At 71.2% G+C, this 12,652-nt stretch carries 14 protein-coding genes; 12 read left to right on the top strand and 2 right to left on the bottom strand.

The genetic code is table 11. The annotated features are described in order from the left end of the window. Positions 1 to 40 precede the first annotated feature (40 nt). Together ACMATS_RS10490 and ACMATS_RS10485 are read left to right on the top strand one after the other, a co-directional pair. Positions 41 to 1,168 carry a ferrochelatase gene (locus ACMATS_RS10490; protein WP_390778366.1) on the top strand — a complete coding sequence of 376 codons (1,128 nt, stop codon included), beginning with the start codon at positions 41 to 43 and terminating at the stop codon, positions 1,166 to 1,168. A gap of 14 nt (positions 1,169 to 1,182) precedes the next feature. Next, the gene (locus tag ACMATS_RS10485) at positions 1,183 to 2,016 is read left to right on the top strand and encodes an inositol monophosphatase family protein (protein WP_414167777.1); all 834 of its coding nucleotides are present in this window, start codon (positions 1,183 to 1,185) and stop codon (positions 2,014 to 2,016) included. A 210-nt stretch (positions 2,017 to 2,226) separates the two neighbouring features. Here the strand turns inward: ACMATS_RS10485 and ACMATS_RS10480 are convergent, their stop codons facing one another. Beyond that, the gene (locus tag ACMATS_RS10480; RefSeq protein WP_171083094.1) at positions 2,227 to 2,391 is read right to left on the bottom strand and encodes a hypothetical protein; all 165 of its coding nucleotides are present in this window, start codon (positions 2,389 to 2,391) and stop codon (positions 2,227 to 2,229) included. Between the two features lie 257 nt (positions 2,392 to 2,648). On the opposite strand from ACMATS_RS10480, the gene ACMATS_RS10475 reads away from it, so the two are divergent. From ACMATS_RS10475 to ACMATS_RS10460, 4 genes are all read left to right on the top strand, one after another. Then, the gene (locus ACMATS_RS10475) at positions 2,649 to 3,302 is read left to right on the top strand and encodes a response regulator transcription factor (RefSeq protein ID WP_171083092.1); all 654 of its coding nucleotides are present in this window, start codon (positions 2,649 to 2,651) and stop codon (positions 3,300 to 3,302) included. A gap of 6 nt (positions 3,303 to 3,308) precedes the next feature. Beyond that, complete coding sequence (locus ACMATS_RS10470) at positions 3,309 to 4,577, top strand: sensor histidine kinase (RefSeq protein WP_414167776.1); 1,269 nt, start codon at positions 3,309 to 3,311, stop codon at positions 4,575 to 4,577. 396 nt (positions 4,578 to 4,973) lie between these two features. Next, entirely contained in the window at positions 4,974 to 5,270 is a 297-nt protein-coding gene (locus tag ACMATS_RS10465; RefSeq protein WP_109284094.1) for a DUF4193 domain-containing protein, read from the top strand. A gap of 13 nt (positions 5,271 to 5,283) precedes the next feature. Further along, positions 5,284 to 6,087 carry a hypothetical protein gene (locus ACMATS_RS10460; RefSeq protein ID WP_390778364.1) on the top strand — a complete coding sequence of 268 codons (804 nt, stop codon included), beginning with the start codon at positions 5,284 to 5,286 and terminating at the stop codon, positions 6,085 to 6,087. Here the strand turns inward: ACMATS_RS10460 and ACMATS_RS10455 are convergent. Next, a complete protein-coding gene (locus ACMATS_RS10455; RefSeq protein ID WP_414167775.1) occupies positions 6,071 to 6,520 on the bottom strand; it encodes a DUF3093 domain-containing protein in 450 nt (149 codons plus the stop codon). The two genes, ACMATS_RS10460 and ACMATS_RS10455, sit on opposite strands and share 17 nt — an antisense overlap. A gap of 59 nt (positions 6,521 to 6,579) precedes the next feature. On the opposite strand from ACMATS_RS10455, the gene ACMATS_RS10450 reads away from it, so the two are divergent. From ACMATS_RS10450 to kdpB, 6 genes are all read left to right on the top strand, one after another. Further along, positions 6,580 to 7,164: a PaaI family thioesterase gene (locus tag ACMATS_RS10450; RefSeq protein ID WP_390778362.1), complete on the top strand. Its 585-nt coding sequence runs from the start codon at positions 6,580 to 6,582 to the stop codon at positions 7,162 to 7,164. Next, positions 7,161 to 7,661 (top strand): dUTP diphosphatase, encoded by a 501-nt coding sequence (gene dut / locus ACMATS_RS10445; RefSeq protein WP_390778460.1) that lies wholly within the window; start codon positions 7,161 to 7,163, stop codon positions 7,659 to 7,661. Before ACMATS_RS10450 ends, dut begins: the two co-directional genes overlap by 4 nt. A 1-nt stretch (position 7,662) precedes the next feature. Next, positions 7,663 to 8,430: a DUF3710 domain-containing protein gene (locus tag ACMATS_RS10440; protein WP_414167774.1), complete on the top strand. Its 768-nt coding sequence runs from the start codon at positions 7,663 to 7,665 to the stop codon at positions 8,428 to 8,430. Between the two features lie 323 nt (positions 8,431 to 8,753). Then, positions 8,754 to 8,843, top strand: a complete 90-nt coding sequence (kdpF, locus tag ACMATS_RS10435) for a K(+)-transporting ATPase subunit F (RefSeq protein WP_116214304.1) — start codon at positions 8,754 to 8,756, stop codon at positions 8,841 to 8,843. Positions 8,844 to 8,851: 8 nt separating this feature from the next. Then, complete coding sequence (gene kdpA / locus ACMATS_RS10430; protein ID WP_414167773.1) at positions 8,852 to 10,543, top strand: potassium-transporting ATPase subunit KdpA; 1,692 nt, start codon at positions 8,852 to 8,854, stop codon at positions 10,541 to 10,543. Beyond that, complete coding sequence (kdpB, locus tag ACMATS_RS10425) at positions 10,540 to 12,648, top strand: potassium-transporting ATPase subunit KdpB (protein ID WP_390778359.1); 2,109 nt, start codon at positions 10,540 to 10,542, stop codon at positions 12,646 to 12,648. The genes kdpA and kdpB overlap by 4 nt, the downstream gene beginning before the upstream one ends. Positions 12,649 to 12,652: the final 4 nt, after the last annotated feature.

The raw sequence follows: 12,652 nt of genomic DNA, 5'->3' as shown, positions 1-12,652 counted from the left end.
CATTTCCCGGCTGTCGGTGCCGGGTGGCAGGATCGGAGCCATGCCGGATCAGCCAGCCCATGCCCCGTACGACGCCCTGTTGCTGCTCTCCTTCGGCGGACCGGAGGGCCCGGACGACGTCGTCCCGTTCCTGGAGAACGTGACGCGCGGCCGTGGCATCCCCCGTGAGCGGCTCAAAGAGGTCGGGCAGCACTACTTCCTCTTCGGCGGCGTCAGCCCCATCAACGACCAGAACCGGGAGCTCCTCGCCGCCCTGCGCAAGGAGTTCGCCGCGGCCGGCACGGACCTGCCGGTCTACTGGGGCAACCGCAACTGGGCGCCCTACCTGACCGACACGCTGCGCGAGCTGGTGGCCGACGGGCACCGCCGCGTGCTCACGCTCGCCACGAGCGCCTACGCCTCCTACTCCGGCTGCCGCCAGTACCGGGAGAACCTCGCGGACGCACTGGCCGCTCTGGAGGCCGAGGGCCTGCCGCTGCCGCGCATCGACAAGCTGCGGCACTACTTCAACCACCCGGGCTTCGTGCAGCCGATGGTGGACGCCACGCTCGCCGCCCTGGCGGAACTGCCCGAGGGCGTGCGCGCGGGGGCCCGGCTGGCCTTCACCACGCACTCCATCCCCACCGCCGCGGCCGACGCCTCCGGCCCGCCGGCGACCCACGGCGACGGCGGGGCCTACGTCGCCCAGCACCTGGAGGTCGCGGGGCTGATCGCCGACGCCGTCCGCGAGGCCACGGGCACCGACCGGCCGTGGGAGCTGGTGTACCAGTCGCGCAGCGGCGCCCCGCACATCCCCTGGCTGGAACCCGACATCTGCGACCACCTGGAGGCCGAGCACGCCGCGGGCGCGCCGGCCGTCGTCATGGTCCCCATCGGCTTCGTCTCGGACCACATGGAGGTCAAGTACGACCTCGACACCGAAGCCATGGCCAAGGCGGAGGAGCTGGGCCTGCCGGTGGCCCGGGCGGCCACGGTCGGAGCGGACCCGCGGTTCGCCGCCGCCGTGCGCGAGCTGGTGCTGGAGCGCGCCGCGAGCGAGCGCGGCGAGCGGCCGGAGCGGTGCGCGCTGGGCGCCCTCGGCCCGTCCCACGACCTCTGTCCCGTCGGCTGCTGCCCCGCCCGGGCCCCGCGCCCGGCCGCCGCCGGCGCCGACAGCCCGTACGCGTAAGGAGCACCCCGCACGTGACCGAGAACGCCGAGAACGCCGAGAACGCAGCCGGATCGACGGCCGAACTGCTCGCCGTGGCCCTGGAGGCCGCCGACCGGGCCGGCGCCCTGCTCAAGGACGGCCGCCCGGCCGACCTGGGCGTCGCCGCGACCAAGACCAGCCCCATCGACGTCGTCACCGAGATGGACATCGCCGCCGAGAAGATCATCACCGGCTTCCTGGCCGAGCGGCGCCCGCACGACGGGCTGCTGGGCGAGGAGGGCGCCAGCACCGAGGGCACCAGCGGGGTGCGCTGGGTGATCGACCCGATCGACGGCACGGTCAACTACCTCTACGGGCTGCCCTCCTGGGCCGTCTCCATCGCCGCCGAGATCGACGGCGAGGCGGTCGTGGGAGTCGTGGCCGCGCCCATGCGGGGCGAGACGTACCGCGCCGTGCGCGGTGAGGGCGCCTTCGCCGGGGACCGGCGGCTGGAGGCGCGGTCCGCGCCCGCGGGCGGGCTCGCCCAGGCGCTGATCGGCACCGGCTTCGGCTACCTCACCGAGCGCCGGGCCGCGCAGGCGCGGGTGCTGCACACGCTGCTGCCGGAGGTGCGGGACATCCGGCGCGGGGGATCGGCGGCGATCGACCTGTGCGACGTGGCCTGCGGCCGGCTGGACGGGTACTACGAGCGGGGGCTCAATCCCTGGGACTTCGCGGCGGGGGCGCTCATCGCACGGGAGGCCGGTGCCCTGACGGGCGGCCGGCCCGGGGCCCCGGAGTCGGGGGAGCTGACGGTCGCGGCTGCGCCGGGGGTCTTCGAGCTGCTGCAGGGGAGGCTGGAGGAGCTGGGGGCCTGGCACGACTGAGTGCTCCGCAGGAAGCGCAGCGCGTCGACTGCGGGTCCGTCGTGGCTGGTCGCGCAGTTCCCCGCGCCCCTGACGGGGCACGGCCCCCGGTGATCGCGCCCCGAAGGGGCGCGGGGAACTGCGCGAGCAACCACAGTCGGCCCGCAGCAAAAAGGGGGCGCCCCCGGTACCGCCAGGACGGCGGTACCGGGGGCGCCCCGGAACAGCAGGTCAGGCGCTGACTCGTACGCCGTGTTCCGCCGCCAGGCGGTGGAGGTCGGCCAGTTCGGCCTCCTCGACGTCGGCGAGAAAGTCGTCGCCGCTGCGGCGGGCTCGGTCGAGGTCGGTCCGGGTGTTCTCTATGCGCTGCAGAATGCCAGCGGTGAACGCGTCCATGGTGCTGCGCCCCCTTGTCGTGGGTCGGCGGCACGGGGGTGTGCCACGGCAGAAACGATCACGCCCGAGGGGTTTCCGGGTACACGCGTACCCCGTGGGGAGCGTGATCGCGGGTGTGCAGACGTCTTCCCCACCCCCGTCCGACGGGAAACCTGTGACCGCCGGGCAATCCGGAACCGGGCCTCTTACGGCCGGTTTATCGACGTTCAGGGCAGGATGGAGGGACCTACAGGAGTCTCGAAGGAAGGACCAGCGCCGTGCGCGTACTCGTCGTCGAGGACGAGCAGCTGCTCGCCGATGCCGTCGCCACCGGACTGCGCCGGGAGGCCATGGCCGTCGACGTCGTGTACGACGGGGCCGCGGCACTGGAGCGGATCGAGATCAACGACTACGACGTCATCGTGCTCGACCGCGACCTGCCGGTCGTCCACGGCGACGACGTCTGCCGCAAGGTCGTCGAGCTCGGCATGCCCACCCGCGTCCTGATGCTGACCGCCTCGGGCGACGTCAGCGACCGCGTGGCGGGCCTGGAGCTCGGCGCCGACGACTACCTGCCCAAGCCGTTCGCCTTCAGCGAGCTGGTGGCCCGGGTCCGGGCCCTGGGCCGGCGCACCACCGTCGCCCTGCCGCCCGTCCTGGAGCGGGCTGGCATCAAGCTGGACCCCAACCGCCGCGAGGTCTTCCGCGACGGCCGGGAGGTGCAGCTGGCCCCGAAGGAGTTCGCGGTGCTGGAGGTGCTGATGCGCAGCGAGGGTGCCGTGGTCTCCGCGGAGCAGCTGCTGGAGAAGGCCTGGGACGAGAACACCGACCCGTTCACCAACGTCGTCCGCGTCACCGTCATGACCCTGCGCCGCAAGCTGGGCGAGCCCGCCGTCATCGTCACCGTGCCCGGTTCCGGGTACCGGATCTGATCCGCGATGCCGACGACACCCCCCACCCCCGCCCCGCCGGCCGGGGCGCCCACCGCGCCCCCGAAGCCGACCTGGGACCCGCGCCAGCCGGTCGTCCGGCCGTTCCCCTGGCTGCGCCCGACGATCCGCATAAGGCTCACGCTGCTGTACGGCGGCATGTTCCTGATGGCGGGCGTGCTGCTGCTGACGATCATCTACCTGCTGGCCGCGAACGCGCTGAGCACCGGCAGCCAGCCGCTGATCAAGCTCATCGAGGGCAGCAAGGTCCAGGTCACCGGCGACACCTGCCCGGACCTCAAGAGCCCCGGGCTCACCGCCGACCAGGCCAACAACATCCTCACCGCATGCATGTCCCACCAGCGCAGCCTGGCCCTGGAGGGCCTGTGGCGGCGCTCGCTGTTCGCGCTCCTCGGCCTCGCCGTGATCGCCTTCGCCTTCGGTTACGCGATGGCCGGCCGGGTGCTCTCGCCGCTGGGCAAGATCACCAGAACGGCCCGCAGGGTGGCCGGCACGGACCTGTCCCGGCGCATCGAACTGGGCGGCCCGGACGACGAGTTGAAGGAGCTCTCGGACACCTTCGACGAGATGCTCGACCGGCTGGAGCGGGCCTTCACCGCGCAGCAACGGTTCGTGGCCAACGCCTCGCACGAGCTGCGCACCCCGCTCGCGATCAACCGCACGCTGCTGGAGGTCAGCCTCTCCGACCCCGGAGCGTCCCCGGAGCTCCAGCAGCTCGGCAAGACGCTGCTGGCCACCAACGAGCGCAGCGAGCAGCTCGTGGAGGGCCTGCTGCTGCTCGCCCGCAGCGACAACGAGATCGTCGACCGCAAGCCCGTCGACCTGGCCGAGGTGGCCTCCCAGGCCATGGACCAGGCCCGGGGCGAGGCCCAGGAGCGCGGCGTGGAGCTCCGGGGCACCCGGCAGCCCGCGGTCGTCCAGGGCAACGGCGTGCTGCTGGAGCGGATCGCGCTGAACCTGGTGCAGAACGCCGTGCGCTACAACGTCCCGGACGGCTGGGTGGAGGTCACCACGCAGATCCGGCCGGGCCAGGCGGTGCTGGTGGTGGAGAACACCGGCCCGGTCGTCCCGGCCTACGAGGTGGACAACATCTTCGAGCCCTTCCGCCGCCTGCGCACCGAGCGCACGGGCAGCGACAAGGGCGTCGGCCTGGGGCTCTCCATCGTGCGCTCCGTGGCCCGCGCGCACGGCGGGCGGATCACCGCGGAACCCCGCGAGGGGGGCGGACTCGTGATGCGGGTGGTGTTCCCGCTGTAGTTCTCTGGGAGAATAGGGCGCCAACAGGTTCGCTTTGGGCGGAATTCATCCGGTCCGCCCGGCGCTGTGGGCGTGTGTGATCGATCACATGCGGCCAGTTCTGGCCATCTACTCTCCGTGACCGTATCGGCCGCCGGAACGCCGGGAAAATGCGGGTTTCCGGCAGCCTTGATCACGGGAAGTACACGGGATGGCGTTGCAGCACCCCGTACCGGGACCGTGTACGGTCCCCTTCGCCACCCCACCCCATCACCTCTTCAGGTGTGCGGTTGGGTGTCGATTGAGTAACAGACCTTGATGTGAGGCAAAATCTCCGCCTCGGGTCGGGCACAAGTCCGGCCTCTCATGCGTTACGTGCGCTGGAGATACCGCAACCACCCAGAGGGGGAGAGCGACATGGCAACGGACTACGACACCCCACGCAAGACCGATGACGACGTCGATTCCGACAGCCTTGAAGAGCTGAAGGCCCGGCGGAACGACAAGTCGGCGTCGTCCGTCGACGTGGACGATTTCGAGGCTGCAGAGGGCATGGAGCTGCCCGGCGCGGACCTCTCCAACGAGGAGCTGGCCGTCCGGGTCCTGCCCAAGCAGGCCGACGAATTCACCTGCATGAGCTGCTTCCTGGTGCACCACCGCAGCCAGCTGGCCCGCGAGAAGAACGGTCAGCCGATCTGCCGCGACTGCGATTGAGGCAGGGTCTGCCATGGCAGGCTCGACCCCGTTCCGGAAACGGCGCTCCCGCAGGCCCGGCCAGACCACCGGTGCCGCCGGGGGCGCCGCTTCGCCGACGGGTGACATCGTCCCCGCAGCGGTGACCGGCGGCCCGGTCGACGCGGACGCCGGGCGGGGCCGCACGGCCTCGCTCGCCGCAGCCGTCGGCCGCGGTGCCAGGAAGGGCGGCCGGGGGGCACGGGCGGGCCTGTCCGCCGTCGCCGACCGGATCATCGCGACCGCCCCGCGCATCCCCGTGCGCGACCTCGCGACCCTCCGCGCCCAGTTCCCCGGCCTCGGCCCGGAGGAGCTCGCGGACAAGCTGGTGGCCGGTGCCGCGCACGGCACCTCCACCGTCGGCGCCGGAGTCGGCGCCGCGGCCATGCTCCCGGTGCCGCCCGCCCTGCCGGCCGAGCTGGCGGCGGAGGTCGTCGGCGTCGCCGCCGTGGAGCTCAAGCTGATCGCCGAGCTGCACGAGGTCTACGGCCTGCCGGCCCCCGGCAGCCCGGTCCAGCGGTCCATGGCCTATCTGGGCGCCTGGGCCGACGAACGGGGCATCGATGTCACGGTCCCGTTGACGATCAATGCGGCGCTCGGCGTCCAGATGCGCCGCGAGCTGCGCCAGCGCGTCCTCAAGCGCACGTTCCGCAGCCTGCCCAACGTCACCCCCTTCATGATCGGGGCGACCGTGGGCGCGGTGATGAACCGCCGGGACACCCGGCGCCTCGCCGAGAAGGTGCGCAAGGACCTGCGCGCCCGGCAGATCCCCTGGGACGCCCCTACCGACCGGCCCTGACGGCTTCGAGCGCCGCGGCCAGCCGCTCGGGGGAGCGGGTGGAGAGGTACACGTACGGGGTGGGGTCCGCCGGGTCGGTGACGTCGATCTTCACCGCCGTCGGGATGTAGCCGCGCAGCAGCATGAAGGCCCGGGTGTCGGCCTTGTACGTCCGCCAGGCCCGCGCCTCCTCCGCGTCCAGGATCTCGGGCGCCCCCAGCGCCTCCGCCGGGATGCGCGCCTCGCCCGCGACGAGCGCACCCCCCACCACCCGGATCCGCACGGAGCCGTACGAGCTGACCGCCACCGAGGCCAGGGCCGCACCGCCGATGAGCCCGCCGAGCATCGGCAGCGAGCCCAGGGGCAGCAGGATCAGCGCCATCGCGACCCCGACGAGGACCGCGATGAACCACCAGGAACGGGGTGCGGTCAGGCGTTCTTCGTAAGGCTGCATGGGTCCAAGCTTGGCACGGGCGGGACCGGGTGCCGTCGGCGCGGGTAAGGTCAGCCCCTGTGAGTGGACGAACGACATCGCTGACACCGCCGGCCGGCGCCCGGCCTCCGGTGCGGCACCCCGAAGCCCCCGCGCCCGGAGAGATCATCGGGTCGCACTACGAACACTGCTTCGGCTGCGGCGGCGGCCAGCCGCACGGGCTGCACCTGGAGACGCGGGCCCGTGAGGGCGTGCGCGTCACGGCGGAGTTCCGGGTCAAGGAGGCCCACCAGGGCGCTCCCGGCCTGGCGCACGGCGGCGTGCTGGCCACCGCCCTGGACGAGACGCTGGGCGCGCTGGGCTGGATGCTGCGGGTGATCGCGGTGACCGGGCGACTGGAGACCGACTTCCTGCGGCCCGTCCCCGTGGACACCGTGCTGCACCTGGACGCCGAGGTGCTCGCGGTGCACGGCCGCAAGATCTTCTGCACGGCCACCGGCCGGATCGGCGGCCCCGAGGGCCCGGTCGCGGTGCGCGCGGACGCGGTGTTCGTCGAGGTCAAGATCGACCACTTCATCGAGAACGGCCGGTCCACCGAGATCCAGGCCGTGCTGGCCGACCCCGACCAGGTCAAGGTTGCACGAGCCCTTGAGGTGAACCCCTGATGCGCGAGCCCGTCGACGTCCTGATCCGCCGTGTGGACCCCGAGGTGCCGGTTCCCGCGTACGGGCACCCCGGCGACGCCGGGTGCGACCTGGTCACCACCGAGGCCGCCGTGCTGGCGCCCGGCGAGCGGGCGGTGCTGCCCACCGGCATCTCGATCGCGCTGCCCGACGGCTACGCGGCCTTCGTGCACCCCCGCTCGGGGCTGGCCGCCCGGTGCGGGGTCTCCATGGTCAATGCCCCGGGGACCATCGATGCCGGGTACCGTGGAGAGATCAAGGTGATTGTGGTCAATCTGGACCCGCGCGAGAGCGTGCGGTTCGAACGGTTCGACCGCGTCGCCCAGTTGGTTGTCCAGCAGGTCGAGAAGGTCCGCTTCCACGAGGTGGCGGAGCTTCCCGGCTCGGCGCGGGGCGACGGGGGCTTCGGGTCCACCGGTGGCCACGCTGCCGTGGGGAATGGATTCGCTTCGGTCGTAGCCGACCGGGAAGGACAGTGACGTGTTCGGTCGTCGCCGCAAGCGCAGCGAGGACGCCGTCGACCAGGTCGACGGCGTGACCTCCGAGGAGTTGGCCGAGAGCGGGGAGACCACCGCGGACGCCGCGGACGCCGGGCGGGTCCGGCTGGAGCCGGAGCCGCGCCCCGACGGGCCGTGGGACGTCTCCGAGGTGTCCGACCCCCCCGAGGGCCGGGTGGACCTGGGCGGGCTGTTCGTGCCCGGCGTCGAGGGCATGGAGCTGCGGGTCGAGGTGGCCGGCGATGCGATCGTCGCCGCCACGGTGGTGCTGCGCGACAGCGCCGTCCAGCTGCAGGCGTTCGCCGCGCCCAAGCGCGAGGGCATCTGGGGCGAGGTGCGCGCCGAGATCGCCGAGGGCATCACCCAGCAGGGCGGTGCCGTGGAGGAGGTCGAGGGGTCGCTCGGCTGGGAGCTGCGGGCCCAGGTGCCGGTGGCGCTGCCCGACGGCACCAACGGCGTGCAGCTGGTGCGGTTCGTCGGCTGTGACGGTCCGCGCTGGTTCCTGCGCGGTGTGATCTCCGGCCAGGGGGCCGTGCAGCCGCAGACCGCCGGGCTGCTGGAGCAGATCTTCCGGGACACGGTCGTCGTGCGCGGCGAGTCCCCGATGGCGCCCCGCGACCCGATCGTGCTGAAGCTCCCCGACGACGCCCAGATGGTCGCCGAGGGGCTGCAGCAGGAGGAGCAGGGCTCGCGCTTCGCGGGCGGCGTGGACCGTCTGCAGCGCGGCCCGGAGATCACCGAGGTCCGCTGAGAAAGGCCGTGAAAACGGCCGAAGAAGGTGTTCACAACGGCCTGAACAAGCCGTTTCGCTGGGCCGGAACCCGTATACCGGGTTCCGGCCCAGCGGCGTTTTCGCAGGTCCGAGCCATTCGCGTATGAATCCCGTCAAGGGGGCGCTAATGGCCGTAAGGGAGACGTCAACGAAACCTGTACCCGCCGGTAACGGAGGTTTCCTCTAGAGGTCCGTTCATCCGAACCTCTCTAGGAGCACACGATGGCCGACGTGGCCTTCGTCGTCACCACGATCGCGGTCTTCGCGTTGGTGGCTCTCGTCGCCAAGGGGGTGACCAAGCTGTGACCGTCGAGAACATCGTCGGCCTGGTCGTGGCCGTCGCCCTGCTGGGCTACCTGATCCTCGCCCTCGTCTTCCCGGAGAGGTTCTGAGCACCGATATGAGCCCCGTCCTCTCCGGCGTCCTCCAGCTGATCGCGCTCATAGCGGCGCTCGTGCTGGTCTACCGTCCGCTCGGCGACTACATGGCCGCCGTCTACACCTCCGACAAGCACCTGCGCGGCGAAAAGCTGCTCTACCGCCTCATCGGTGCCGACCCGAGTGCGGAAATGCGCTGGCCGGCCTATCTGCGCGGCGTCCTCGCCTTCTCCGCGATGAGCCTGCTGTTCCTCTACCTGCTCCAGCGGGCCCAGGGCGTGCTGCCGCACTCGCTGTCGCTCGGCTTCCACGCCATCAGCCCGGACCAGGCCTTCAACACCGCCGCGTCGTTCGTCGCCAACACCAACTGGCAGTCGTACTCGGGCGAGCAGTCCATGGGCCACGCGGTCCAGACGCTCGGCCTCGCGGTGCAGAACTTCGTCTCCGCCGCCGTGGGCATGGCCGTCGCCGTCGCCCTGGTCCGGGGCTTCGCCCGGTCCCGCACCGGCGAGCTGGGCAACTTCTGGGCCGACCTGGTGCGCGGCACGATCCGCATCCTGATCCCGATCTCGGTGATCGGTGCACTGATCCTGGTCGCCTGCGGCTCCATCCAGAACTTCTCGGGCATCCACGAGATCGGCCAGCTGGCCGGTGGCACCCAGCAGGTCAACGGCGGCGCCGTGGCCTCGCAGGAGGTCATCAAGGAGCTCGGCACCAACGGCGGCGGCTACTTCAACGCCAACTCCGCCCACCCGTTCGAGAACCCGAACGCCTTCACCAACCTCTTCGAGATCTTCCTGATCCTCGTCATCCCGTTCGCGCTCACCCGCACGTTCGGCAAGCTGGTCGGCAACGTCAAGCAGGGCTACGCGATCCTCGCGGCCATGGGCGTGATCTGGCTCGGCTTCACCGCGCTGATGCTGTGGACCGAGTTCGCCCACCACGGTGCGGCGCTCCAGGCGGCCGGCGGAGCGCTGGAGGGCAAGGAGCAGCGCTTCGGCATCGGGGGCACCTCGATCTTCGCCACCGCCACCACGCTGACCTCGACGGGTGCGGTGGACGGCTTCCACTCCTCGTTCACCGGCTTCGGCGGCGGCATCGCGATGCTGGGCATGATGCTCGGCGAGATCGCGCCCGGCGGCGTCGGCTCCGGCATCTACGGCATGCTCGTCATGGCGGTCATCGCGGTCTTCATCGCGGGCCTGATGGTCGGCCGTACGCCCGAGTACCTCGGCAAGAAGATCGGCACCCGCGAGATCAAGCTCGCCGCGTGCTACATCCTCATCACCCCGACCCTGGTCCTCGGCTTCACCGCCGTGTCGATGGTGATGCACACCCCGCCGAACTCGATCCTCAACACCGCGGCCAACTCCGCGAACGGCAGCGGGGCCCACGGCTTCTCCGAGGTCCTCTACGCCTACACCTCCGCCGCCAACAACAACGGCTCGGCCTTCGGCGGCCTGAACGCCAACACGGAGTGGTACAACACCACGACCGGTCTGGCCATGCTGCTCGGCCGCTTCCTCCCGATGGTCTTCGTGCTGGCACTGGCCGGCTCGCTCGCCGAGCAGAAGCCCGTCCCCGAGACCGCCGGCACCCTGCGCACGGAGAAGCCGCTCTTCGCCGGTCTGCTCGTCGGCGCGATCATCATCATCACCGGCTTGACCTACTTCCCGGCCCTGGCCCTTGGCCCGATGGCGGAGGGACTTTCATGAGCACCACCACCCCTGTCCGACCCACGTCCGGGGACCCCGAGAACGACCAGGAGCACGGTTCCGCAGGAGCCGGCCGGGTCTCCGGCGGCCTCTTCGACCCCGCGCAGCTGATCAAGTCGCTGCCCGACGCCTTCCGCAAGCTCGACCCCCGGGTGATGGTCAAGTCCCCGGTGATGTTCGTGGTCGAGATCGGCTCGGTGATGACCACCGTGCTGGCGCTGAAGAACCCGGGCGACTGGTTCGGCTGGGCCATCACGGTCTGGCTGTGGCTGACGGTCGTCTTCGCCAACCTCGCGGAGGCCGTCGCCGAGGGCCGCGGCAAGGCCCAGGCCGACACCCTGCGCAAGGCCAAGACGGACACGGTCGCGCGCCGCCTGAACGGCGACGCCGAGGAGTCGGTGGCGGGCACCGAGCTGCGCGTGGGCGACCTGGTCGTCTGCGAGGCGGGCGACATCATCCCCGGTGACGGCGACGTCGTCGAAGGCGTCGCGTCGGTCGACGAGTCGGCGATCACCGGTGAGTCCGCGCCGGTCATCCGCGAGTCCGGCGGCGACCGTTCGGCCGTCACCGGCGGTACGAAGGTGCTGTCCGACCGCATCGTCATCAAGATCACGACGAAGCCGGGCGAGACCTTCATCGACCGGATGATCAACCTGGTCGAGGGCGCGGCCCGGCAGAAGACGCCGAACGAGATCGCCCTCAACATCCTGCTGGCCTCGCTCACGATCGTCTTCCTGCTGGCGGTCGTCACGCTGCAGCCCTTCGCGATCTACGCGAAGGCCGAGCAGACGATGATCGTGCTCGCGGCCCTGCTGGTCTGCCTCATCCCGACCACCATCGGCGCCCTGCTCTCCGCGATCGGCATCGCGGGCATGGACCGCCTGGTGCAGCGCAACGTCCTGGCCATGTCCGGCCGCGCGGTCGAGGCCGCCGGCGACGTCTCCACGCTGCTGCTCGACAAGACCGGCACCATCACCTACGGCAACCGCCGCGCCTCCGAGTTCGTCCCGGTCAAGGGCACGATGGCCGCCGAGGTGGCCGACGCCGCACAGCTCTCGTCGCTCGCCGACGAGACGCCCGAGGGCCGCTCGATCGTCGTCCTCGCCAAGGAGAAGTACGGCCTGCGCGAGCGCCACGAGGGCGAGCTGGTGGGCGCCGAGTGGATCCCGTTCACCGCCCAGACCCGCATGTCGGGTGTGGACGTCGACGGGCGCAAGGTCCGCAAGGGCGCGACCGGTTCGGTCATCGCCTGGGTCGAGGAGCGCGGCGGCAGCGTCGCCGAGGACGCCCGCACGCTCACCGACGAGATCTCCCAGGCGGGCGGCACGCCGCTGCTCGTGGCGCTGGAGGACGAGAAGGGCGCGCGCGTCCTGGGCGTGATCCACCTCAAGGACGTCGTCAAGGAGGGCATGCGCGAGCGGTTCGACGAGCTGCGCGCCATGGGCATCAAGACCGTCATGATCACGGGTGACAACCCGCTGACGGCCAAGGCGATCGCGGAGGAGGCGGGGGTCGACGACTTCCTGGCCGAGGCGACGCCCGAGGACAAGATGGCCCTCATCAAGCGCGAGCAGGCCGGCGGCAAGCTGGTCGCGATGACGGGCGACGGCACCAACGACGCCCCGGCGCTGGCCCAGGCCGACGTGGGCGTGGCCATGAACACCGGCACCTCGGCCGCCAAGGAGGCCGGGAACATGGTGGACCTGGACTCCAACCCCACCAAGCTCATCGAGATCGTCGAGATCGGCAAACAGCTGCTGATCACCCGCGGTGCGCTGACCACCTTCTCCATCGCCAACGACGTCGCGAAGTACTTCGCGATCATCCCCGCGATGTTCGCGGTCGCCTACCCCGGCCTGGACAAGCTCAACATCATGAGCCTGCACTCGCCGCAGTCCGCGATCCTGTCGGCCGTCATCTTCAACGCGCTGATCATCGTGGCCCTGGTGCCGCTCGCCCTCAAGGGCGTGCGCTACCGGCCGATGAGCGCGGACGCGATGCTCCGGCGCAACCTCTTGATCTACGGACTGGGCGGCCTGATCTCCCCGTTCATCGGCATCAAGATCATCGACCTGCTCATCTCCCTCATCCCTGGCATCGGGTGACGTC

The organism is Streptoverticillium reticulum, assembly GCF_047456005.1.
GTDB lineage: Bacteria > Actinomycetota > Actinomycetes > Streptomycetales > Streptomycetaceae > Streptomyces > Streptomyces reticulum.
The sequence above is the reverse complement of the archived record's forward strand: the minus strand, read 5'-3'. Positions and strand labels throughout refer to the sequence as shown.

What these genes read in the sequence shown, in the direction of transcription:
- ACMATS_RS10490 (WP_390778366.1), top strand. Translation starts at nt 41, where the DNA reads ATGCCGGATCAGCCAGCCCATGCCCCGTACGACGCCCTGTTGCTGCTC.
- ACMATS_RS10480 (WP_171083094.1), bottom strand. Translation starts at nt 2,391, where the DNA reads ATGGACGCGTTCACCGCTGGCATTCTGCAGCGCATAGAGAACACCCGG.
- ACMATS_RS10470 (WP_414167776.1), top strand. Translation starts at nt 3,309, where the DNA reads ATGCCGACGACACCCCCCACCCCCGCCCCGCCGGCCGGGGCGCCCACC.
- ACMATS_RS10465 (WP_109284094.1), top strand. Translation starts at nt 4,974, where the DNA reads ATGGCAACGGACTACGACACCCCACGCAAGACCGATGACGACGTCGAT.
- ACMATS_RS10460 (WP_390778364.1), top strand. Translation starts at nt 5,284, where the DNA reads ATGGCAGGCTCGACCCCGTTCCGGAAACGGCGCTCCCGCAGGCCCGGC.
- ACMATS_RS10455 (WP_414167775.1), bottom strand. Translation starts at nt 6,520, where the DNA reads ATGCAGCCTTACGAAGAACGCCTGACCGCACCCCGTTCCTGGTGGTTC.
- kdpA (WP_414167773.1), top strand. Translation starts at nt 8,852, where the DNA reads ATGAGCCCCGTCCTCTCCGGCGTCCTCCAGCTGATCGCGCTCATAGCG.
- kdpB (WP_390778359.1), top strand. Translation starts at nt 10,540, where the DNA reads ATGAGCACCACCACCCCTGTCCGACCCACGTCCGGGGACCCCGAGAAC.